Here is a 23,278-nt window from a genome sequence, read left to right on the forward strand (position 1 = left end):
CTGAAGAGGTGGGAGTCTTCTCGACTGAGATAAAGTGCTAAGTGTACTGCTTACTTTGTGCGGTCTGAATTCATGTGTGTTTAAACCGGCTTTAGATTCATCGGACTTGAGCCAGACTATCTAAATTGCTTGTGAATCTGGAGTCTGTCGTGAATTAGTTTGCTTCGTAAGCTTCCTGTAAAGCACGGCGCAGCTTCGTGTACTGGCTGTCTGCATCTTTTGCTCCGAGAAATGTCTCGGTAACAAGTCCGTCTTTTCCTACTATAACTGTATAGGGGATACCGGCACTTGGATAAAGATTACTGATATTGCTTTCGGTGTCGCAGGCAACCGGAAATGAATAATTCTTTGCCTCGATAAATGTATCAATAGTATCTTCATCTTCGCCTACATTTACTCCGACAATTACAATCTGGTCACCATACTCTTCATAAAGCTTCTCGATGGCGGGCATTTCCTTGACGCAGTTGCTGCACCAGGTCGCCCAGAAGTTCAAAAGAATAACCTGTCCTTTCTTATCGGAGAGGGTAAAAGTTTCGCCGTTATTCAACTTGGCGGTAAAATCCGGTGCTTCACTTCCAATTGCCATCTCTTGGTGAAGAGCAGAACTTCGTTTCCCGCTTTTCTTTCCGGAAGATGTATCATTGGTCTGACCGCCTGAGCAGCCAATCAGGACAAAGACAGAGAAAAAACACAGACAAAAACAGAACAGTGGTTTATAAATTTTTTTGAAAAATTTAAACATGTTTCGTGTCTGCCTCCTGTAATTTTGCTGAAAATATATTGTAGTTTCGTACAAATGAAGTATACAACATTTTCACCGAAATATACAAGACATACAAAGGGAAAGCTTTATTGAAAAAAAGAATATATAGAGATGCTTTTATCAAAAATCTTTATTGGACAAATGAAGGATATCAGATGTATGATTATTCGGGATTTGTATGTGATTGCCTGAAACAATATGACAGATGGAAGGCGGGGACATACATTTTTATAAGGAAATAGAATTCCTTATCAGTAACTATAAGTATTTCTAATCTAAAGGAGAAGAAAAAGGAGGTTTTTCAAAATGGATGCACTTTTAAGTGTAAACTGGATAGCTCTTCTCGTACTTATGATCGCTCTGCTTTCTTTTAAAGCACTGAACTGGATCGCGTACAGAGTGAACTGGACAGTTGTAATTCTGATCAGTATGGTCATTGGTGCTGTCATTGGAGTAGTATTTGCTTCAGAGGGGAACACATACCTTGTGTGGCTGAATTTAATTGGACAGGCTTATGTAAAACTGATCAAAGCTTTGGTAGCACCGGTAATTTTAGTATCGGTTATTTCAGGACTGATTTCTCTGAACGATAAAGAGAAGATGAAAAAAATCGGAACGAAATCAGTATTCTGGCTTCTTGTAACATCTGTAACAGCCATTGTTGTCACACTTGTTGTTGGGGCAGTGACTAATATTGGTAAAGGAGCAGGTGCAGTGTTCGCAGACATTTCCAGTGTCACAGACGCTACACTGAGCGCTTATCAGGAGATGGAAACATCTTTTGATACCATTCTTCTGAATCTGGTTCCAAGCAATATCGCAGCAGATCTGGCAGCAGATAATATTGTTGCGATCATCATTATTGCGGTTGCAGTTGCAGTTGCTTATGTAAGCATTTCTTCAGAAGAGGGGGAAGATAAAGTTCTTGTGATCAAGAAACTGATTGAGGCAGTTAAAAAGGTCATTTTCAACATTCTTGAATATGTGATTGATCTTACACCATACGCAGTGCTTTGCCTGACAGCATGCTCTGCAAGTCAGCTCTTAAGCGACAAAGAGGCGCTGGTACAGCTCGTACTTCTTGTTGTGATGGTGTTTGTTGCATGTCTTATCCAGTCATATGTTGTCAATGCGGTAATCTTGAAATCATTTGCCAAGGTCAATCCGCTGAAGTTCTTTAAGAAAACATTTGACGCACAGGCAACAGCATTTACAACAACAAGTAGTGTTGGAACAATGCCAATCACAATCGACAGACTGATCCGTAAAGTTGGTGTTGATGAGGAGGTCGCAAACTTTACAGCACCTCTTGGAACAACAATCGGTATGGCAGGATGTACATGTGTATGGCCAATTCTTCTTGCAATGTTTTATCTTAATGCAACAGGACAGAGCTGGGGAGTAAGCCAGTACCTTGTTATGTGCTTTATGTGTCTGGTACTTTCCCTTGGGAGCGCCGGAATGCCGGGAGTTGGAGTTATCACAGCAGTATCTCTGTTCAGCGCAGTGAATCTGCCAATCGCAGCAGTAGTACTTCTGATTCCAATCAACAACATTACAGACATGGTACGTACTCTTACAAATGTTACAGATGCCAGCGTATGTGCAGCAGTTGTAGCTCGTCAGAATGGACTTCTGAATGACGAAGTATTTGCAAAAGAGGACGAGAAATTAGAGAAAGGAGAGGCGTAAATCATGAAAAAATCAACCATCGCATTAATCGTAGCTGCAGTTGTATGTCTTGGTCTCTCAGCATTCTCAGCAAAAGCTTCTGTTACAAGAACGAACGAAGCGATTGAAGAAATTGGAGAGGTTACTTACTCCGAAGATTGCAAGGCAAAGATCGACCGTGCAGTGGAGTACTACAACGCACTCGACAAAAACCTGGACCTGCAGGAAAAAGTGAATAAAGAAGATATGAAAAATTTCGATGCTGCTAAAATTGAGTATGCACGTCTGGCAATCAAAGCTGCCAGTGTTGCAGATGCAAGAAAAGTACCGGAAGGATATACTTCTGATGATATTAAGAAATTTGTAACAGAGGCACGCGAAGTCGTAGACAGCTATCTGAGTGCTGATCAGACAAGTATGGTACCAAACTATGCGGACCTCACAGAACTGGAAAAAGAATATACTTCAACAGGTGGATCTGGCGGATCTGATGAAGAAGTATCCGTTCCGATGTGCTAGGAAGACAGAGAGGAGATTTAATGATGAAAAGAAAAATGATCTCGGCTGTTCTTGCTGCGGTAATGACAGTCGGAATGATAACAGGATGTGGAAGCAGCCAGGCAACAACAGAAAACAAAGCTAATAAGGCTGATAAGCTTGAGAGCCAGACAAGCCTTTCTTCTACGGATTATGATTTTGAAAAAGAATATGCATATGGAGATTTTAATGCACATTCAAGAGCTGACGAAGATCGTCAGGACGGAATCGATACATTTGAAGACAAAGATATCGTATTCCAGGATATTACGTACGATCAACTTATCGACATTCTTGGCAGTGAAGGAAACTACATGATTCAGCTTAGCGGATCATGGTGCCATAACAGCCGTGCAATGAGCCCGTTTATCAACAAATATGCAAAAGAGTACGGTATTGATACAGTATACTCTTATGACTTTAACATCAACAATGGTGATGACGGATCTTTATTCGTTCGTATGTCTAATGAGAAGACAACACCTGGAACAAAGCTGAACTATATGTATGGTGAGATGGTTTCCAGATATCTGACAAACTTAGATGACTGGGTAGAGTATCCATCTACGCATGCAACAGCACTTTCTTATACAAATGCAGATGGCAAAGAGGTTACGGTTGGAAGACTTCAGCAGCCGATCGTATTTGTATACAACAAAGACAACAAAGTAGATTACAGCAACTCCGGAAACGGAAGCACTTCCTGCCCAATCATGTATGCATTTGAGAAAATGGTTGAGCGTGATTCAAAGGGAATCTACACAAAGAGATTCGATGATGACGGAAATCCGGTTCTTGATGAGAATGGTAACCAGATCCGTGATTATATTACGGATGAGTATGATGCAAGTGTAAAAGAGATGTTCGATTTTATCAAAAATAACAATATTGAACTTTCTACATATTCAAAAACAGATCACTTGCGCGATGTATTTAACAGCTATGGAAGCGAAATCTTCTCAGCGGACCAGCAGATCAATGTATATCCGGTAACATACAGACAGCTGAAATGGCTTCTGAATGAAGACGGAAATGCAATGGTTATGATCGGCGGCGCCGGAGATGAGAAAACACGTGCCGTTATCTCAAGAGTGAATGACTATGCAGTAAAGAATAACGTTCGCGTATATCTTTATGATCCGCAGGTGGACGGAGATGTGACAACAGGACGTTGGGGATACAAGCAGTCTATGAATATTCTTGATGAAAATGCAATCGTGAACCTGATGTACACAGACCTTGTAAAGGGTGCACTTACAAACCTTGAAGTTGCACATTCTATGTCTGACGGTACAGCGCTGATTCAGGAGCCATTCCTGTTCGCATTCAACAAAGATGCTAAGGACGCTGACGGATTTACAGCACCGATCAAAGCATGGGCTGAGCTGACATATACGCAGGATCCAGAGACAAGATTCTACATTGGTAAAGAGGCTAATCAGAAATCCTGCGACAGCAGTATCGAGTCTGTATTTGCAGCTTATGCCGGAGAAGAGGCAGCAGAGTAAAACATTGCAAATATGTCTGCCTAAAGATGAGGATTTGAGAGTGCGCCTATAATAAGAATGGATATAAATTAAGAAGACAGTCGTTTTGCGCAGAGGCGCAGGATGGCTGTCTTCTTATTATACAATAGGAACTTACATTTCCTATTATACAAAAAACTCCAGCAGGATGCGCACTTGCGCGAATAAGAATTATGCCGTAAGCGGCCATGCTCAGTGCGAGAATGCAGTAAATGACGGAATGATATCGGCGAAATGCATATGGAGACGAAAAAATAAGCATTTTCTTTATAAAATTAGTAGAAAATGCAAGTTTATGTTGTAATTTCTTCAAATTTTGGTAAAATAGCATATAGCGAAAAAGATAACATAAAAAGCAGGAGGAATGCCGTATGAAACCGTATAGCAAGTTGACGAAAGAAGAGCTGAAAAAGTTAAAAGGTCAGTTAGAGAAACAATTCGAAGAAGTGAAAGCAAAAGGAATACATTTGGATATGTCCCGTGGTAAACCGTCAAAAGCACAGCTGGATCTGAGTAATGGTCTGATGGACGTGCTGAATGGGGACAGTGACCTGGTAAGCTCTGATGGAGTAGACTGCCGTAACTACGGTGTTCTGGATGGAATTACAGAGGCAAGAAAATTACTGGCAGATATGTCAGAAGTACCAGAGAGAAATATTCTGATCTACGGAAACTCCAGCCTGAATGTAATGTTCGATACAGTATCAAGAGCTATGACTCATGGTATCATGGGAAACACACCATGGTGCAAATTAGATAAAGTAAAATTCTTATGTCCGGTTCCGGGATACGACAGACATTTTGCGATTACAGAGTATTTTGGAATTGAAATGATCAATGTACCGCTTCTTCCGACAGGTCCGGATATGGATATGGTAGAAAAATTGGTGGCAGAAGATCCTGCAATCAAAGGAATCTGGTGTGTGCCGAAGTATTCTAACCCAACGGGAGTATCTTACTCTGACGAAACAGTCAGAAGATTTGCACACTTGAAACCGGCAGCAAAAGACTTCCGTATCTTCTGGGATAATGCATATTCAATCCATCATCTTTATGATGACAAGAGAGACGTTATCCTTGAACTGTTAAATGAATGTATCAAAGCAGGCAATCCGGATATGGTATTCAAATTTATTTCCACATCCAAGGTTTCTTTCCCTGGATCCGGAATTGCAGCACTTGCTGCATCCAGAGCGAATATCGAAGATGCGAAGAGCTTTATGAAGTTCCAGACAATCGGACATGACAAGCTCAACCAGCTCCGTCATGTAAGATTCTTTAAAGATATGCCGGGAATGTATGAGCATATGAGAAAACATGCTGCTATCCTTCGCCCGAAATTCGAAAAGGTTGAAGATGTTCTGGAGAAAGAAATTGGCGGACTTGGAATCGGAACATGGACAAAGCCACTCGGCGGATATTTTATTTCTTTCGATTCAATGGATGGCTGTGCAAAGGCAATTGTGGCAAAAGCAAAAGAAGCTGGTCTGATCATGACAGGTGCCGGAGCAACATTCCCATACGGAAAGGATCCAAAAGACAGCAATATCCGTATTGCACCTTCCTTCCCGACAGTTGAGGAACTTGCACAGGCATCAGAAATCTTTGTACTCAGTGTAAAACTTGTCAGCGTAGAGAAACTGCTTGGAGCAAAATAAGATAATTCAAGAATGCCGAGGCATTCTTGCTGCGAGGTGTGGGAGTGCAAAGCACAGAACAATCCGCAGGCATCATAGTTGGGGTTTTTGCCCCAACATCATATAAGAAGATAGAGCCCCTGTAAGAACGAGAAAATCTTACAGGGGCTTTTGCATAGAAAAATATTTACAACATATAATAGGAAGAAAATAAAATATTGTTTCGCAAATAGCAAAGAATGGCAAAAACTAATGCGAAATAAAAAGTTTTTACCATTTATAGTAAAAAGTATTGATTTTTAAATAAAAGATACATTATAATGTAAAAAAGAGGTGATATCATGATTGTAGAAAGAAAAGAATATCTGGATAAATTGATTTCGTGGAAGGATAAGCGAATCATAAAAATTGTGACCGGGGTACGCCGCTGTGGAAAGTCTATGCTTTTGAAAATATATCAGAATTATTTGAAAAATCAGGGAATCGACGAAAACCAGATAATCGCGATTAATTTTGAAGATTTAGATTATGAAGAATTGACGGACTATAAAAAGCTATATGCCTATTTGAAAGAACGATTGATAGAAGGAAAAATGACATATATTTTTTTGGATGAGATACAGAATGTCGAAAATTTTCCGAAGGTACTGGACAGCTTGTATATAAAGGAGTATGTAGATATTTATGTGACCGGTTCTAATGCGTATATGTTGTCCAGTGAAATTGCGACCATGATTTCAGGCAGATATGTGCAGATTGAGATGCTTCCACTGTCGTTCAAGGAATATGTGGAGAGTACGGGAAGTATGAATGACAGAGGAATCAAATATGCGGAATATTTGCAGAACAGTTCATTTCCGTATACGCTGGAGCTGAAAAATCAGCCGGAGCAGATCCGGGAATATCTGGAAGGTATTTACAATACGATTGTTGTGAAGGATATTGTCAGCAGGAAGAAAGTAACAGATACGATGATGCTAAAAAGCGTGCTGCGCTTTGTATTTGACAATATCGGGAATCCATTGTCGTCCAAAAAGATTGCAGATACGATGACTTCAGAGGGCAGAAAGATTGATACGAGAATGGTAGAAAAATATCTGGAAGCCTTCAGTGAAAGCTATATTATTTATCAGGCAAAGCGCTATAATATAAAAGGAAAGCAATATTTAAAAACGCTCGAAAAATATTATGTCGTAGATATCGGCCTGCGGTATATGCTGTTGGGAAACAGACAGGTAGATGCAGGACATATTCTGGAAAATATTGTGTATCTGGAACTATTGCGGCGTGGCTATGAAGTTTATGTTGGTAAGATCGATACATTTGAAGTGGACTTTGTGGCACAGAAAAGTCAGGAAATGATTTATTATCAGGTCGCGTTATCCGTACATGATGAAAAAATATTACAGAGAGAATTGCGCCCGCTTCAGGCAATCCGGGATCACTATCCGAAAATGATTCTGACGATGGATGAAGAGCCGGAAGAGCAGTACGATGGAATCCGACGTATAAATGCAAGAGACTGGCTGCTTGGGATCATAGAATAGAGTGTAAGACTAGATTCAGCCCAATGTGGAATTTACTTTTTTATTTAACGGGTACGAAATGTCAAAAGAAAAAAGGCTTGCTTTTTATCTCGCAGTATGGTACACTATCCTAGCGAATGGAAGTAGGTCTTTTTTTTATGCCTAAAAACTAGGTAGCCTCGCAAGCTACCAAGCAACAAGTTAACAAAGAAATATAAAGCGAGGTGGAAGTTGTGCGTACAAGAATCACATTAGAATGTACAGAATGCAAGCAGCGTAACTACAACATGACTAAGGATAAGAAAACTCATCCTGAGCGCATGGAGACTAAGAAGTACTGCAAGTTCTGTAAGTCACACACATTGCACAAGGAGACAAAATAGTCGTAAAGGAGTGTGTACGTCATGAGTGAGAAATCTCAAAAGACTCAGAAGAAGAACTGGTTCAAAGGTCTTGACGCAGAGTTTAAGAAAATCATTTGGCCAGACAAGCAGACACTTGTAAAAGAGACGGCGGCAGTAGTTTCCGTATCCGTAGTGCTGGGAGCAATCATCGCATTAGTTGATTTCCTGGCTCAGCATGGAATTGACATTCTGGTCAATCTGGGCTAGACACTAACGAGCAGGAAAGGTGAGTTTATGTCAGAAGCAAAATGGTATGTAGTTCATACCTATTCCGGGTATGAGAACAAAGTAAAAGCCAACATTGATAAGTCGGTTGAGAACAGACATCTGGAGGATCAGATCCTTGAAGTCAGAGTTCCGCTGCAGGACGTTGTTGAACTTAAGAACGGAGTGCAGAAGGTATCTCAGAAGAAGATGTTTCCGGGATATGTATTGATTCATATGATTATGAATGATGATACCTGGTATGTTGTGCGTAACACAAGAGGTGTGACAGGATTCGTAGGTCCGGGATCTAAGCCGGTACCGCTTACAGATGCAGAGATGGCACCACTTGGAATTCAGCAGGACAACATTGTAGTAGACTTTGAAGTCGGTGACACCGTACAGGTTGTTGCCGGTGCGTGGGCAGATACAGTCGGAGTGATCCAGGCTATGAACGCGCAGAAGCAGAGTGTTACAATCAATGTTGAGCTGTTCGGTCGCGAAACACCGGTTGAAATTAGTTTCGCAGAAATTAAACGAGTGTAACGTAAATACGAAACGTGGGAGGGGCCGTATGGTTCCGCCATTACCACAAGGAGGTAATTGAAATGGCAAAAAAAGTAGAAGGTTATATTAAATTACAGATTCCTGCCGGCAAAGCAACTCCGGCACCACCGGTTGGACCAGCTCTTGGACAGCACGGTGTAAACATCGTTGAATTCACAAAGCAGTTCAACGCTAAGACAGCAGATCAGGGAGATATGATCATCCCTGTAGTTATCACAGTTTACAACGATAGAAGCTTTAGCTTCATCACAAAGACACCACCGGCAGCAGTTCTGATCAAGAAAGCATGCAACATCAAATCAGGATCTGGTGTTCCGAATAAGAATAAAGTTGCTACAATCACAAAAGCTCAGGTAGAGGAGATTGCTAAGACAAAAATGCCAGACCTGAACGCAGCAACTGTAGAGGCAGCTGCCAGCATGATCGCTGGAACATGCCGTTCTATGGGAGTAACTGTAGTAGACTAGTCCCTGGTTGTTCTTTAAGACGGGCGAGGCCAAGCGCGGTGTGCGCGCGGACGAACCTGACGAAAAGAATTTCCTTGATAATGATGAAACTGAAGTAAATGGATGTGGGAGGGTTATCCCGACATTACCACTAGGAGGTTATTTATAATGAAAAGAGGAAAGAAATACGTTGAGGCTGCAAAAGCTATCGACAGAGGAACACTCTATGATGTAGCAGACGCAGTAGCATTGGTTAAAAAAACTGCAGTAGCAAAATTTGATGAGACAATCGAGGCTCATATCAGAACAGGTTGTGACGGACGTCACGCTGACCAGCAGATTCGTGGAGCAGTTGTACTGCCACACGGAACAGGCAAAAAGGTTCGTATCCTTGTATTTGCTAAAGACGCTAAAGCTGAGGAAGCTAAAGCAGCTGGAGCAGATTTCGTAGGCGGAGACGAGCTCATTCCAAAGATCCAGAACGAGAACTGGTTCGAATTCGACGTAGTTGTAGCTACACCAGATATGATGGGCGTTGTTGGACGTCTCGGACGTGTACTTGGACCTAAAGGTCTCATGCCTAACCCGAAGGCTGGTACAGTAACAATGGACGTTACAAAAGCAATCCAGGATATCAAAGCTGGTAAGATTGAGTACAGACTTGACAAGACAAACATTATCCATGTACCAGTAGGTAAAGCTTCCTTTACCGAAGAGCAGCTTGCAGACAACTTCCAGACGCTGATCGATGCAATCAATAAAGCTAAACCGGCAGCAGTAAAAGGACAGTACCTTAAGACTGTAACTCTTACTTCTACAATGGGACCTGGTGTAAAGATCAACCCAATGAAGCTGGCATAAGCATTTCTGAATTCATACAGAAATATGGACTCCCCAGAAAGAGAAATCTTTCTGGGGAGCTTTTTTGGTGTGAAAAAATAACCAAAAAAGGATATTTAATACGAAAAAATAGTTGACAAACGCAAGAGTGTATGATAATCTATTCAAGGACTGCCGAAGACAGTAGGTGTGCGATGCACGTAAGGACAGAATACAAGGACGCCTACCGAGGGATGATCGATACAAAATGTATGATTTGCAAACCTCTATTGTCTTAGGATATAGAGGTTTTATTTTATATCTATCGGCGGTGTATAACCCAAAATCTAATAAGGAGGTGCACCATTCGTGGCAAAAGTTGAATTAAAACAACCAGTAGTACAGGCTATTGCAGAGGACATCAAAGATGCAGCAAGTGTTGTATTAGTTGACTACCGTGGACTGACTGTTGCTGAGGACACAGCTCTTCGTAAACAGCTCAGAGAAGCAGGTGTAATCTACAAAGTTTGTAAGAACACAATGATGAAGAGAGCTTTTGAAGGAACTGATTTCGCTGCTTTAGATGAGCACTTGGAAGGACCAAGCGCTATCGCAATTTCTAAAGACGATGCAACAGCTCCGGCAAGAATCATTTGCAATTTCGCAAAAGATGCTAAGGCTCTTGAGTTAAAAGCAGGTGTTGTAGAAGGCACTCTTTATGATGTGAACGCTCTTAACGAGTTAGCTAAGATTCCATCAAGAGACGTACTTATTTCCAAATTGCTTGGAAGCTTACAGTCACCTATCACAAATCTTGCTCGTGTACTTAATCAGATCGCAGAGCAGGGTGGAGCTGAGGCTTGTGAAGCAGCTCCAGCAGCAGAAGAAGCTGCAACAGAGGAGTAAGAGTAGATAATACTCGCCCCTGTCTGATCTCGCAGAGACGGACATAAAACTATTTCATAATAAAAATGTTAAAAATGGAGGAAAATAAAATGGCAAAGTTAACAACAGCAGAATTTATCGATGCTATCAAAGAGTTATCTGTATTAGAGTTAAATGATCTTGTAAAAGCTTGTGAAGAAGAATTTGGCGTATCCGCAGCAGCAGGTGTTGTAGTAGCAGCAGCTGGAGCAGAGGGTGGAGCAGCAGAGGAGAAAGATGAGTTCGACGTAGAGCTTGTATCCGCTGGTGCAGCTAAAGTTAAAGTTATCAAAGCAGTTCGTGAGATCACAGGTCTTGGACTGAAAGAAGCTAAAGAGTTAGTAGACGGAGCTCCAAAGGTAGTTAAAGAGGGTGCTTCCAAAGCAGAGGCTGAGGACATCAAAGCTAAACTTGAGGCTGAGGGTGCAGAGGTTAACCTTAAATAATTTCAAATTTCAGATTTTTAAAGGCCGTTCCAAGAGGGGCGGTCTTTTTCTGTTGTCAAGCATACGACAAAAAGGTCCGGTGGACCTTTTTTAGTGCAATTTAGGGAAACAAAAACGCCGAGGCATTCTTGATTTTGAAGTGGAAGAGTATATAAAATCATCTCAAGAGAAAAAATAATAAAGAAACTTATGCAAGCTGCATAATAACATTTTGCAGAAAATATGCAATACCGCTGAAATTACCAAATGTAATTGACGGCGGCATTTTTTGTTACTATAATGTAAATTAATGAAACGGGTTTCAGAACTACGTTTCAAAACGTATAGAAGAGAACAAGCGAGATACGAGAATAAAAAATGATAGGAAAAGGAGAGAAAGAGTTATGAAACTGGCAGTTGTAGGAAGTATTAACACAGACATGACTGTAACAGCAGAGAGAATTCCACTTAAAGGTGAGACATTGATGGGCGACAGTTTGAGTTATATCCCGGGTGGAAAAGGTGCGAATCAGGCAGTTGCGATGGCAAAGCTTGGTGCTGAAGTCGAGATGTTCGGCTGCGTTGGTAATGATGACAATGGACGCAGAATGTTGGACAATCTGAATCGTGTTGGCGTAAAGACAGAGCATATCCAGGTTCTGGAAGGCGTGCCGACAGGAATTGCGATGATTACAGTTGGTGAGAGTGACAATACAATTATTGTTGTTCCGGGAGCAAATGGGAAAGTTGACAAGGCTTATGTGGATGGAATCAAAGACGAACTGGTGAAATATGACATGGTAGTTCTTCAGCATGAGATTCCGCTTGAGACAGTTCATTATATCGCAGAGTTTTGTTACGAAAAAAATATTCCAGTCGTACTGAATCCGGCACCGGCAGCAGAAGTGCCGATGGATATCATCGACAAAGTTACATACGTGACACCAAATGAGCATGAAGCAGTGCTGATTTTTGGAGACGAGTTGAGTACAGAAAATCTTTTGAAGAAGTATCCGGAGAAGCTTGTGATTACACAGGGATCCCGAGGAGTGTCTACATGCCTGAAAAATGGAGAAGTACTGACAGTACCTGCAAGAAAGGCAAATGTGGTGGATACGACAGGAGCAGGAGATACACTGAATGGGGCATTTTCTGTAAGAATTGCAGCAGGTGATGATATGAAGAGTGCTCTTACTTATGCGAATGTAGCGGCAAGCCTTTCCACGGAGAAATTCGGTGCACAGACAGGAATGCCGACAGCAGAAGAAGTTGAAGACGAATTAGTTGAAAAATAAGACTGTGGAGAATAGTGAAAAGTGACGAGTATAAGAGAAGTTGCCCGAATTGCCGGTGTGTCTCCGGCGACGGTATCCCGCGTTATGAATGGAACGGCGAAAGTGAACGAAGAGAAGCGTAAACGAGTAGAAGCTGCCATTGAAGAGACTGGATTTCGTCCAAATGAACTGGCAAGAGCGCTATATAAGCAATCATCGAAGATGATCGGAGCCATTGTGCCGGATATTGAAAATCCTTTCTTTAGTGAACTGGCAAAGGCTGTGGAAGACGAAGCGTATAAAAATGGATATCGGATTATGCTCTGCAATTCTGGCGATGATCTGGAAAAAGAGATGGCAAATATCCAGATGTTCCAGCAGTTACAGGCAGATGGAATTATCATAACGACAAACTGTGCGGAAACTGGAAGGATTTTAAAGAATTGTCCGGTTCCGGCTGTGCTTGTAGATTGCAAGCTGGATAATATCGGAGAACATGCATTTGTTGAAGCAGATAATTATCAAGGTGGCTGTCTGGCAACACAACATTTGTTGGAATGTGGATCTAAAAAGATTGTCTGCATGAAGGAACCGACCGGATATTCCAGTGGTCGTAAACGGTATAAAGGATACGCGGATGTGTGTAAAAAATATGGATTAAAAGAAAGAATTGTGGATTGCTGCTATGATTATGAAAGCGGACTTCGCGCCGCAGAAGAAATTTTGAAAAGATATCCAGAAGCGGATGGCGTGATTGCTGGCAATGACATTGTGGCGATGTCAATATACAAAGTTTTTACGCGGCACGGGAAAAAAATTCCCCAGGAAATCCAGCTTGTTGGATTCGATGATGTCGGATTTGGAAAACTATTTATTCCAGAACTGACGACCATTCACCAGCCAATTCGTGAAATGGGACATTTGGCTGCGGAGATTATCATCAAAGCAGTGAATAAAGAACCCTATGAAAAAGAAAATGTATTTGGAGTTGAATTGGTGAAACGGGAGACGACAAAAGAAAAAAACATGGTGATGTGTGTGGACTCGGAAGATTTTTGAGTTTCTGCAAAATCTAATCAAAAAATGGATGATTTAAAAGTTATTTATAACAGCATAAGGATGATAATGCAGTTGTGGATAAAACTGCGGAAACACAAGGGAGGATTTTATTGACATTCGCGAAAATTGAAGATATACTCAAAGGAAAAAGCAAGAAAAATAGATATGAGTTATAAAATGAGACGCTAAACGAATAGAGAGCGAGGAATATAAGTGGGGAAACTTGAAAGCCGTTCTTTGGCAGAGCAAGCAGCAGATAATATTGAACAGTTGATTATTGAAAATCGCTGGACTCCGGGGGAGAAGCTTCCAAATGAGATGGATATGGTAGAAAAATTGGGTGTTGGAAGAGGAACTGTCCGCGAAGCAATTAAGATATTGGAATCCAGAAATGTAGTAGAGATACGAAGAGGAAAAGGCACGTTTGTATGTGATAACATTGGAAAGGTAGGAGATCCTTTAGGATTTAGATTTGCATCGGATAAAAAAAAACTTGCAGAAGATTTAAGCGATTTTCGTGCTATGTTGGAACCACAAATTGCAGAAATTGCTGCCCAAAAAGCAACGGATAAGGATATAGAGGAATTACAAAGGCTTTGTAGTGAAGTGGAACATATGATTATAAATGGTGAAAATTACAGTGAACGTGATGTTGAATTTCATACAAAAATTGCAAGTGTTACAGGTAATTCTGTTGTAGAACAAATCATTCCATTAATTGCACAAGGTGTATCGATTTATGTAGACTTAACGAATCATGAATTGGCAGGTACTGCAGTTATTACACATCAGAAAGTAGTAGATGCGATTCGGAATCATGACTCTGATGCGGCATATGAAGCGATGAAAGCACATATGAAGGAAAATCGAGAAAATCTCGAATTGTTAAAGAAAAAATAATACAGGAAAGAAAGTTGAAAATGATAGTTTAAAGTGTATTGGTTTTTTGGAGACTTACAAGTTAATTAAAAATCCCAAGTGAATTGCAGGGTTGAAAGATTTTGCAGTTCACTTGGGATTTTTTTGTTGAAAGGTGTAATTTCAAAAAGGAGCGTTTTTTTTTGTATATGTTTTACAAAAAATAGTGGAAATGTTTTGTGATAATCCCAATTGAAAATTCAAATACAAAACTATATAATTAAAGACATCATATGACATGACGATATGATGATAAGACTATAAGATGAGGAAGGAGAAAAATGAGAAGAAGTAGTGATATTTTAAGTGGAGCAGAATGGGCAAATGTGAGAGCGCTATATAAATCGTCAGGTTTTACTGGGGCTGAATTAGAAAATCCAATTATAGCTGTAGTGACTGCTTTCAATGAGGTTTGTCCGGGGCATATTGTGTTAAAACAGTTAACGCAAAGAGTGAAAGAAGGAATTTATGCTGCAGGCGGTACGCCGGTAGAAATTGGAACAATAGGTGCCTGTGATGGCGTGGCGATGAGCCATAAAGGAATGCAGTATATTCTTCCTACACGCGAAATGATTGCGGATGATATTGAAGCAATGGTGGAGGCACACAGACTTGATGGTCTGGTTATTATCGGTTCTTGTGATAAAATAGTTCCAGGAATGTTGCTTGGTGCACTTCGTGTAAATTTGCCAACGGTATTTGTAAATGGAGGGCCTACACTCCCGGGAAGAATGCGAGAAGGAAATCCTTATGGAGGGGAATATATTGACCATTCTATTATTCAGCAGTCAGAAGGAGCGTTAAAAAGTGGGGCAATTACACAAGAAGAATTTGATTGGATTGAAAATAATGCAGTGCCAACAATTGGTTCCTGTGCAATGCTTGGAACCGCGAATACGATGTGTTGTCTGGCGGAAGTTATGGGGATTTCTTTACCGGGAAGTGCAACCATTCCAGCAGTGTATAGTAGAAGGCAGGGTATTGCGTTTGAAAGCGGTAAAGCGGTAATGAATCTTTTAAAGAAGGATATCTGTATAAAAGATATCATAACAAAAGATGCAATATTGAATGCCATAAAAGTCAATTCTGCAATTGGAGGGTCAACAAATGCAGTTTTACATTTGTTGGCAATTGCTTATGAAGCGGATGTTGATTTGGATATTTTTGAGTTTGGTAAAGTGAGTATGTCTGTTCCGCATATGGTTCCAATGATTCCAGCCGGACAATATACCTTATTAGATTTTTATGAAGCCGGAGGAATTCCGGTTATGATGAAGGAATTAGCAACGATATTAGATTTGAATGGTATAACATGTACAGGATGTACTTCAAAGGAAAATATTGAAAAATTTCAAAACAAAAATCCAGATGTAATAAGAAGTTTCAAAAATCCAGTGCATAGTCGTGGTGGAATAGCAGTATTAAAAGGAAATGTTGCACCGGATGGTGCGGTAACAAAGCCGTCTGCAATTCCGGAAAGCACACTTCTATTCAGAGGTCCGGCGAAAATATATGAAAGCGAGCAGGATGCATTGAGTGGAATTAGAGCAAAACAAGTGCATGGTGGAGAAGTTGTTGTAATTCGCAATGAGGGACCTAAAGGTGGACCTGGAATGCCAGAAATGTATAAGGTTATGAAAGTGTTGGTAGGAATGAATCTTGGAAGCAAGGTATGTGTGATCACGGATGGTAGATTTTCCGGTTCCAATAATGGATGTTTTGTTGGCCATATATGTCCAGAGGCTTTGGATGATGGACCGATTGCATATTTACAGGATGGAGATGTGATTACTGTAGATGTGTTAAATGGTACAATTGAAGCAGAGGTTGATTTTGATCTGAGACGGAAAGAAAAAACAAGAAAAGAAGTTGAGCCGGTAAAAGGATGCCTTTATCAATATAGAAAAAATGTTGCAACGGCATCTAAAGGGGCATATATAGCAACTAGAAATGAAATGTAAATCCGAAAAGAAAGATATAAAGGAGGATAAAAATGTCAGGAGCTTTTTTAGTATTTAATTTAATAATATCAATTGCAATTATGATAGCGTTAATACTTGTTCCGAAATTTAATCCGGCATTGAGTCTGGTTATTGCAAGTATTTATATGGGTGTAACATGCGGATTAGGATTTGTAAATTCTATCGAAACCATAGGTACTGGATTTGGAAATATGATGGCAGGAATTGGTCTGCCAATTGGTTTTGGTGTTATACTGGGACAATTGATGAGTGACACAGGAGCAGCAAAAGTAATTGCAAGAACAATTGTACATGCTGTGCCAAATAAGTATGTTTTATATGCAGTGGCATTTGCAGGCTTTGTGTTAGCAATTCCAGTTTTCTTTGATGTCACATTTATTATTCTGATTCCAATCGGTGTGGCTGTCGCAAGGGAAGTGAATAAACCGCTTGCATATGTTGTGGGAGCTTTGACGATTGGAGATGGAATTGCACAGACGCTTGTGCCACCAACACCTAACCCATTGGCAGCGCCTGGTATTTTAAATTTTGATCTTGGTACAATGGTTATTATGGGATTGATCATTGGTGCAATTGCAACATTAATATCTGTATTTGTATATACGAAAATACATGATAAAGGAATTTTTGATGCAGAAAAAGATGTAAATAAAGATGCGGAAATTTATGTTGAAGAAGACTTGAATGAGAATCAGAAAGTGCCAGGTTTTTTCGTATCTTTACTTCCAATTTTACTTCCGGTTTTTTGCATTCTTGTTGGAACTGGAGCATTAGCTGTCAGCGAAAATGTTCCATGGATTGCGCAATTCTTAGGGAATAAAATTATAGCAATTATGATAGGAACTCTCTGTGCATATTTCATTGGTTATAAGTATCTTGGTAGAAATAAAGTGGAAAATTCTGCTAATGAAGCGCTAAAGCAGGCTGGAGTAGTATTATTAATTACTGGTGCCGGAGGATCATTTGGAGCAGTAATCGCAGCAACAGATATCGGGAACGCACTTGTATCTACATTGAATATCAATAGTGGTTCAGTATTAAAAACCTTGCTTTTGGCATATTTTATAGGTTGCATATTTAGAATTGCACAAGGTTCTGGTACTGTAGCAGGAATTACAGCGATGACAATTATGGCAACGATTGCACCAAGTGTATCAGTTCATCCGGTTTATATTGCATTGGCTGCTCTCGCTGGTGGAATAAGTGTGGGACATGTGAATGACAGTGGATTTTGGGTAGTGTCCAATATGTCAGGATTTAATGTAAAGGGTGGATTGAAGACATATACATTGGCTCAGATGATAATGTCTGTATCTATTATGTTTTTAACAGTTATCTTTGCATTGATTTTGCCGGGAGCAATCGGTTAAAAACATGTGGATTTACTGAGTATGTACAACAAAAGGAAGATGTTTTACTTTTTTTGATTTGCAAGAGCATATGATTATGATGTAAACATTATCTTAACAAATTTTTATTAAGGATTTGCTTTTTTGAAAGAAATAGTGTACAATTGAAAATAATATGGAAAAATATGATTTTGCTCTTGACAATAAAAAGGGCTTTGTGCTATAGTAAAAAATGCGCTATTGTGGAAAGTTATGCCATGATATTGCACGAAAAACTGAGTCACAAAGCTCTTTTTCGTCGTTTTAGCGATAACAGGGCATTTTGCGGACCACAAAAAAAATAAGAGGAGAGTGAAACGTCAATATGGAAAAGAACAGAATTCGTCCCATGAAAAGCGGAAAAAGCTCACGAATGAGTTATTCCAGACAAAAAGAAGTTCTTCAGATGCCGAACCTGATTGAAGTGCAGAAGGATTCTTATGATTGGTTCCTTAAGTCAGGATTGAAGGAAGCATTTGAAGATATTTCCCCAATTACAGATTATAGCGGTAAATTAAGCCTGGAGCTTGTTGATTTCACACTGTGTGAAGATGATGTGAAATACAGCATTGATGAGTGTAGAGATCGTGATGCAACTTATGCAGCACCGCTGAAAGTCAGAGTAAGACTTCATAATAAGGAGACGGATGAGATTAACGAGCATGAGATCTTTATGGGAGATCTGCCGCTGATGACACGTACTGGTACATTTGTAATTAATGGTGCGGAGCGTGTAATCGTAAGTCAGCTGGTACGTTCCCCTGGTATTTATTATGCAATTGCACATGATAAGCTGGGTAAAAAGCTTTATTCCTCTACTGTCATTCCGAACCGTGGTGCATGGCTGGAGTATGAGACAGATTCCAATGACGTTTTTTATGTTAGAGTAGATAGAACAAGAAAGGTGCCGATCACAGTACTTATTCGTGCTCTTGGAATCGGTACAAATCCGGAGATCATTGAACTCTTTGGTGAAGAACCGAAGATTATGGCAAGTTTTGAGAAAGATGCTGCAACAAACTATCAGGAAGGACTTCTTGAATTATATAAGAAGATCCGTCCGGGCGAGCCACTTGCCGTTGACAGTGCAGAAAGTTTAATCACAAGTATGTTCTTCGACCCAAGACGTTATGATCTGGCGAAAGTAGGACGTTATAAATTCAATAAAAAGCTTCTTCTCAAGAACCGTATTTCAGGACATGTTCTTGCGGAGGATGCAGTAAGCCCGATTACAGGCGAGGTAATCGCTGAGGCTGGAACAAAGGTGACAAGAGAAATTGCAGATCGGATCCAGAACGGAGCTGTTCCGTATGTATGGATCGACAGACCGGAAGAAGAGAGAAATGTCAAAGTTCTTTCTAATATGATGGTAGATCTGAAGGAAGTTGTTGACATTGATCCGGAAGAGGTCGGTGTAACAGAACTTGTTTACTATCCGGTACTTGCAAATCTCCTTGAGGAAACAGCAGGAGATATCGATGAGCTGAAAGCGGCTATCAAGAGAGATATCCATGATCTGATTCCGAAGCATATTACAAAAGAAGATATCATGGCTTCTATTAACTACAATATGCATCTGGAGTATGGTCTTGGTAATGATGACGATATCGACCACTTGGGTAACAGACGTATCCGTGCGGTAGGAGAACTTCTTCAGAACCAGTACAGAATCGGTCTGTCCAGAATGGAAAGAGTCGTAAGAGAGAGAATGACAACTCAGGATCTGGAAGGAATTTCGCCACAGTCCCTGATCAACATAAAGCCAGTAACTGCAGCGGTAAAAGAATTCTTCGGATCTTCTCAGCTGTCACAGTTCATGGATCAGAACAACCCGCTTGGTGAGCTGACTCACAAGAGACGTCTGTCTGCCTTAGGACCTGGTGGTCTTTCAAGAGACCGTGCCGGATTCGAGGTTCGAGATGTACATTATTCCCACTATGGAAGAATGTGTCCTATCGAGACGCCTGAGGGACCTAACATCGGTCTGATCAACTCACTGGCAAGTTATGCAAGAATTAACGAGTATGGATTTATTGAAGCTCCATATCGTAAGATTGACCACTCCGATCCGGAGAATCCGCGTGTAACAGACGAAGTTGTTTATATGACAGCGGATGAAGAGGATAACTATCATGTAGCACAGGCCAACGAGACACTGGATGAGGAAGGACATTTTGTTCATAAGAACGTATCCGGTCGTTACCGTGAAGAGACTCAGGCTTATGAGAGAAAAGCATTTGACTATATGGACGTATCTCCTAAGATGGTATTCTCTGTTGCTACAGCTTTGATTCCATTCCTTCAGAATGACGATGCTAACCGTGCGCTGATGGGATCCAACATGCAGCGTCAGGCAGTACCGCTTCTTATGACAGAGGCACCGGTAGTCGGAACAGGTATGGAAGAAAAAGCTGCTGTTGACTCAGGAGTATGTGTAGTCGCTGAGGAAGCAGGAGTTGTTGAGCGTTCAACATCAGCAGAAATCCAGATCCGCCAGGATGATGGAAAACTGAAAAAATATAAACTTACAAAATTCCTTCGAAGCAACCAGAGCAACTGCTACAATCAAAGAGCAATTGTATTCAAGGGTGACAGAGTGGAGAAAGGCGATGTGATCGCTGACGGTCCGTCTACATCTAATGGTGAGCTTGCATTAGGAAAGAACCCGCTGATCGGATTCATGACCTGGGAAGGTTACAACTACGAGGATGCGGTTCTCTTAAGTGAGAGACTTGTTCAGGATGATGTATATACATCTATCCATATTGAGGAATATGAGGCAGAAGCCCGTGACACCAAGCTTGGACCAGAGGAAATCACTCGTGATATCCCGGGTGTCGGTGATGATGCGCTTAAGAATCTGGATGACAGAGGAATTATCCGCGTCGGTGCTGAGGTCCGTGCCGGAGATATTCTTGTTGGTAAAGTTACTCCTAAGGGAGAGACAGAGCTGACAGCCGAGGAGAGACTGCTTCGTGCAATCTTCGGTGAGAAAGCACGTGAGGTCAGAGATACATCTCTGAAAGTACCTCATGGTGAGTACGGTATCGTAGTAGATGCCAAGGTATTTACAAGAAGCAACGGCGACGAGATGTCACCGGGAGTGAACCAGTCTGTTCGTATCTATATCGCTCAAAAGAGAAAAATCTCTGTTGGTGATAAGATGGCCGGACGTCATGGTAACAAGGGTGTCGTTTCCCGTGTACTTCCAGTAGAAGATATGCCGTTCCTGCCAAATGGCCGTCCGCTTGATATCGTGTTGAACCCGCTGGGTGTGCCTTCACGTATGAATATCGGACAGGTCCTTGAGATTCACCTGTCTCTGGCAGCGAAAGCACTTGGATTCAACATTTCTACACCTGTATTTGATGGTGCGAACGAGATAGATATTATGGATACTCTTGATCTGGCAAATGACTATGTCAACTTAAGCTGGGAAGAGTTTGAAAAGAAACATAAAGAAGAGCTGCTTCCGGAAGTTCTGGATTATCTGTATGAGAACAGAGATCACAGAAAACTCTGGAAAGGTGTTCCGATTTCACGAGATGGTAAAGTTCGTCTTCGTGACGGAAGAACAGGAGAGTATTTTGACAGTCCGGTAACAATCGGACACATGCATTATCTGAAACTGCATCACCTGGTTGATGATAAGATCCATGCACGTTCAACAGGTCCTTACTCACTGGTAACACAGCAGCCATTAGGTGGTAAAGCACAGTTTGGTGGACAGCGTTTTGGAGAGATGGAGGTATGGGCTCTTGAGGCTTATGGCGCATCTTACACACTGCAGGAGATCCTGACTGTGAAGTCTGACGATGTAATCGGCCGTGTGAAGACATACGAGGCGATCATCAAGGGCGAGAACATTCCGGAACCAGGTATTCCGGAGTCATTCAAAGTACTTCTGAAAGAGCTTCAGTCTCTCGGACTGGATGTTCGTGTACTTCGTGATGACAATACAGAGGTGGAGATTATGGAAACTTCCGATATGGGAGAGACCAGCTTCCGCTCACTGATCGAAGGAGATGGAAAATATCGTCGTGATGAGGAAGACTTCGGCAAACACGGTTATACAACTCAGGAGTTCCAGGGAGAGGAACTTGTAAATGAGGAACTGGAAGAGGACGAAGACGATTACGATTCAGATTATGACGACGATAGTTTTGATGACTATGATGACATGTCAGATGATGAATAGAAAGGGGTGCCTGTATGCCAGAAAATAGTAAAGAACAATCATATCAGCCAATGACTTTTGATGCAATCAAAATCGGGTTGGCATCACCTGAAAAGATTCTGGAGTGGTCAAAAGGCGAAGTAACAAAGCCTGAGACTATTAACTATAGAACCTTAAAACCAGAGAGAGATGGTCTGTTCTGTGAAAGAATTTTTGGACCAAGCAAAGACTGGGAGTGTCACTGCGGTAAATACAAAAAAATCCGTTATAAAGGCGTTGTTTGTGACCGTTGTGGTGTAGAGGTTACTAAGGCAAGTGTACGTCGTGAACGTATGGGACATATTGCCCTGGCAGCCCCGGTATCTCATATCTGGTACTTTAAAGGAATCCCGAGCCGTATGGGATTGATCCTTGACTTATCTCCAAGAACACTGGAGAAAGTATTATATTTTGCTTCTTATATCGTACTTGATAAAGGCGAGACAGACCTGCAGTATAAGCAGGTTCTGTCTGAGCAGGAGTATCAGGAAGCAAGAGAATCCTGGGGAAAAGGTTTCCGTGTTGGAATGGGAGCTGAATCTATCTTAGAGCTTCTTCAGGCAATCGACCTTGAAAAAGAATACGAAGAGCTGACAGAAGGCCTCAAAGGCGCTACCGGACAGAAACGTGCAAGAATCGTAAAACGTCTGGAAGTTGTAGAAGCTTTCCGTGAGTCTGGAAATAAACCGGAATGGATGATCATGACAAATGTTCCGGTTATCCCGCCAGATCTTCGTCCAATGGTACAGCTTGATGGTGGACGTTTTGCAACATCTGACCTGAATGATCTGTACAGAAGAATTATCAATAGAAATAACCGTCTGAAACGCCTTCTTGAGTTAGGCGCTCCAGATATTATCGTAAGAAATGAAAAGAGAATGCTTCAGGAAGCGGTAGATGCCCTGATCGACAACGGCCGTCGCGGACGTCCGGTAACAGGACCTGGAAACCGTGCGCTGAAATCTCTGTCCGATATGCTGAAAGGTAAA

General features: G+C 41.2%; 19 protein-coding genes, 1 pseudogene and 1 other annotated feature. Of the genes and pseudogenes, 19 read left to right on the top strand and 1 reads right to left on the bottom strand.

All coding sequences use genetic code 11. The annotated features are described in order from the left end of the window. Nucleotides 1–154 precede the first annotated feature (154 nt). Nucleotides 155–745: a TlpA family protein disulfide reductase gene (locus QZL64_RS10455; protein ID WP_021841942.1), complete on the bottom strand. Its 591-nt coding sequence runs from the start codon at nucleotides 743–745 to the stop codon at nucleotides 155–157. A 327-nt stretch (nucleotides 746–1,072) separates the two neighbouring features. On the opposite strand from QZL64_RS10455, the gene QZL64_RS10460 reads away from it, so the two are divergent. From QZL64_RS10460 to QZL64_RS10550, 19 genes and pseudogenes are all read left to right on the top strand, one after another. Continuing rightward, on the top strand, nucleotides 1,073–2,458 hold the full coding sequence (locus QZL64_RS10460; protein WP_021841943.1) for a dicarboxylate/amino acid:cation symporter: 1,386 nt from the start codon (nucleotides 1,073–1,075) through the stop codon (nucleotides 2,456–2,458). A gap of 3 nt (nucleotides 2,459–2,461) precedes the next feature. Continuing rightward, the gene (locus QZL64_RS10465) at nucleotides 2,462–2,956 is read left to right on the top strand and encodes a hypothetical protein (protein ID WP_005332075.1); all 495 of its coding nucleotides are present in this window, start codon (nucleotides 2,462–2,464) and stop codon (nucleotides 2,954–2,956) included. Nucleotides 2,957–2,976: 20 nt separating this feature from the next. After that, the gene (locus tag QZL64_RS10470; protein ID WP_021841944.1) at nucleotides 2,977–4,482 is read left to right on the top strand and encodes a hypothetical protein; all 1,506 of its coding nucleotides are present in this window, start codon (nucleotides 2,977–2,979) and stop codon (nucleotides 4,480–4,482) included. Nucleotides 4,483–4,871: 389 nt separating this feature from the next. Further along, nucleotides 4,872–6,158, top strand: coding sequence for an aminotransferase class I/II-fold pyridoxal phosphate-dependent enzyme (locus tag QZL64_RS10475; protein ID WP_005338562.1), 1,287 nt, complete (start codon nucleotides 4,872–4,874; stop codon nucleotides 6,156–6,158). Between the two features lie 320 nt (nucleotides 6,159–6,478). Next, a complete protein-coding gene (locus QZL64_RS10480) occupies nucleotides 6,479–7,684 on the top strand; it encodes an ATP-binding protein (RefSeq protein ID WP_021841945.1) in 1,206 nt (401 codons plus the stop codon). A gap of 212 nt (nucleotides 7,685–7,896) precedes the next feature. Further along, nucleotides 7,897–8,046: a 50S ribosomal protein L33 gene (rpmG, locus tag QZL64_RS10485; protein ID WP_005332089.1), complete on the top strand. Its 150-nt coding sequence runs from the start codon at nucleotides 7,897–7,899 to the stop codon at nucleotides 8,044–8,046. 21 nt (nucleotides 8,047–8,067) lie between these two features. After that, on the top strand, nucleotides 8,068–8,274 hold the full coding sequence (gene secE / locus QZL64_RS10490; protein ID WP_005338558.1) for a preprotein translocase subunit SecE: 207 nt from the start codon (nucleotides 8,068–8,070) through the stop codon (nucleotides 8,272–8,274). A gap of 27 nt (nucleotides 8,275–8,301) precedes the next feature. Further along, on the top strand, nucleotides 8,302–8,817 hold the full coding sequence (nusG, locus tag QZL64_RS10495; protein ID WP_005332091.1) for a transcription termination/antitermination protein NusG: 516 nt from the start codon (nucleotides 8,302–8,304) through the stop codon (nucleotides 8,815–8,817). 62 nt (nucleotides 8,818–8,879) lie between these two features. After that, entirely contained in the window at nucleotides 8,880–9,305 is a 426-nt protein-coding gene (gene rplK / locus QZL64_RS10500) for a 50S ribosomal protein L11 (RefSeq protein ID WP_005338556.1), read from the top strand. Nucleotides 9,306–9,449: 144 nt separating this feature from the next. After that, the gene (gene rplA, locus QZL64_RS10505; RefSeq protein ID WP_227968894.1) at nucleotides 9,450–10,145 is read left to right on the top strand and encodes a 50S ribosomal protein L1; all 696 of its coding nucleotides are present in this window, start codon (nucleotides 9,450–9,452) and stop codon (nucleotides 10,143–10,145) included. A gap of 135 nt (nucleotides 10,146–10,280) precedes the next feature. After that, nucleotides 10,281–10,427: a sequence feature (ribosomal protein L10 leader region), on the top strand. 45 nt (nucleotides 10,428–10,472) lie between these two features. Further along, nucleotides 10,473–11,009 (top strand): 50S ribosomal protein L10, encoded by a 537-nt coding sequence (rplJ, locus tag QZL64_RS10510; RefSeq protein WP_005338552.1) that lies wholly within the window; start codon nucleotides 10,473–10,475, stop codon nucleotides 11,007–11,009. A gap of 89 nt (nucleotides 11,010–11,098) precedes the next feature. Continuing rightward, nucleotides 11,099–11,473, top strand: coding sequence for a 50S ribosomal protein L7/L12 (gene rplL / locus QZL64_RS10515; RefSeq protein WP_005338550.1), 375 nt, complete (start codon nucleotides 11,099–11,101; stop codon nucleotides 11,471–11,473). Nucleotides 11,474–11,856: 383 nt separating this feature from the next. Further along, a complete protein-coding gene (gene rbsK / locus QZL64_RS10520) occupies nucleotides 11,857–12,747 on the top strand; it encodes a ribokinase (protein ID WP_021841946.1) in 891 nt (296 codons plus the stop codon). Between the two features lie 21 nt (nucleotides 12,748–12,768). Further along, nucleotides 12,769–13,785: a LacI family DNA-binding transcriptional regulator gene (locus QZL64_RS10525; RefSeq protein ID WP_021841947.1), complete on the top strand. Its 1,017-nt coding sequence runs from the start codon at nucleotides 12,769–12,771 to the stop codon at nucleotides 13,783–13,785. Nucleotides 13,786–13,998: 213 nt separating this feature from the next. Beyond that, nucleotides 13,999–14,685 (top strand): FadR/GntR family transcriptional regulator, encoded by a 687-nt coding sequence (locus tag QZL64_RS10530; protein ID WP_021841948.1) that lies wholly within the window; start codon nucleotides 13,999–14,001, stop codon nucleotides 14,683–14,685. Nucleotides 14,686–14,984: 299 nt separating this feature from the next. Then, nucleotides 14,985–16,664, top strand: a complete 1,680-nt coding sequence (gene ilvD, locus QZL64_RS10535) for a dihydroxy-acid dehydratase (protein ID WP_021841949.1) — start codon at nucleotides 14,985–14,987, stop codon at nucleotides 16,662–16,664. 32 nt (nucleotides 16,665–16,696) lie between these two features. Then, a complete protein-coding gene (locus QZL64_RS10540) occupies nucleotides 16,697–18,055 on the top strand; it encodes a GntP family permease (RefSeq protein WP_021841950.1) in 1,359 nt (452 codons plus the stop codon). A gap of 343 nt (nucleotides 18,056–18,398) precedes the next feature. Continuing rightward, a complete protein-coding gene (gene rpoB / locus QZL64_RS10545; RefSeq protein ID WP_005338542.1) occupies nucleotides 18,399–22,271 on the top strand; it encodes a DNA-directed RNA polymerase subunit beta in 3,873 nt (1,290 codons plus the stop codon). Between the two features lie 14 nt (nucleotides 22,272–22,285). Continuing rightward, nucleotides 22,286–23,278 (top strand): annotated as a pseudogene (locus tag QZL64_RS10550) (DNA-directed RNA polymerase subunit beta'); the annotation flags it as partial.

It is taken from the genome of Veillonella sp. CAG:933, from assembly GCF_000431435.1.
Taxonomy (GTDB): domain Bacteria; phylum Bacillota; class Negativicutes; order Veillonellales; family Veillonellaceae; genus Veillonella_A.

Excerpts from the sequence above, each read along its gene's own strand:
- QZL64_RS10480 (WP_021841945.1), top strand. The coding sequence starts at position 6,479 with ATGATTGTAGAAAGAAAAGAATATCTGGATAAATTGATTTCGTGGAAG.
- ilvD (WP_021841949.1), top strand. The coding sequence starts at position 14,985 with ATGAGAAGAAGTAGTGATATTTTAAGTGGAGCAGAATGGGCAAATGTG.
- QZL64_RS10475 (WP_005338562.1), top strand. The coding sequence starts at position 4,872 with ATGAAACCGTATAGCAAGTTGACGAAAGAAGAGCTGAAAAAGTTAAAA.
- rplL (WP_005338550.1), top strand. The coding sequence starts at position 11,099 with ATGGCAAAGTTAACAACAGCAGAATTTATCGATGCTATCAAAGAGTTA.
- rbsK (WP_021841946.1), top strand. The coding sequence starts at position 11,857 with ATGAAACTGGCAGTTGTAGGAAGTATTAACACAGACATGACTGTAACA.
- rplK (WP_005338556.1), top strand. The coding sequence starts at position 8,880 with ATGGCAAAAAAAGTAGAAGGTTATATTAAATTACAGATTCCTGCCGGC.
- nusG (WP_005332091.1), top strand. The coding sequence starts at position 8,302 with ATGTCAGAAGCAAAATGGTATGTAGTTCATACCTATTCCGGGTATGAG.
- secE (WP_005338558.1), top strand. The coding sequence starts at position 8,068 with ATGAGTGAGAAATCTCAAAAGACTCAGAAGAAGAACTGGTTCAAAGGT.
- QZL64_RS10460 (WP_021841943.1), top strand. The coding sequence starts at position 1,073 with ATGGATGCACTTTTAAGTGTAAACTGGATAGCTCTTCTCGTACTTATG.
- QZL64_RS10465 (WP_005332075.1), top strand. The coding sequence starts at position 2,462 with ATGAAAAAATCAACCATCGCATTAATCGTAGCTGCAGTTGTATGTCTT.
- rpoB (WP_005338542.1), top strand. The coding sequence starts at position 18,399 with ATGGAAAAGAACAGAATTCGTCCCATGAAAAGCGGAAAAAGCTCACGA.
- QZL64_RS10470 (WP_021841944.1), top strand. The coding sequence starts at position 2,977 with ATGATGAAAAGAAAAATGATCTCGGCTGTTCTTGCTGCGGTAATGACA.
- QZL64_RS10540 (WP_021841950.1), top strand. The coding sequence starts at position 16,697 with ATGTCAGGAGCTTTTTTAGTATTTAATTTAATAATATCAATTGCAATT.
- QZL64_RS10455 (WP_021841942.1), bottom strand. The coding sequence starts at position 745 with ATGTTTAAATTTTTCAAAAAAATTTATAAACCACTGTTCTGTTTTTGT.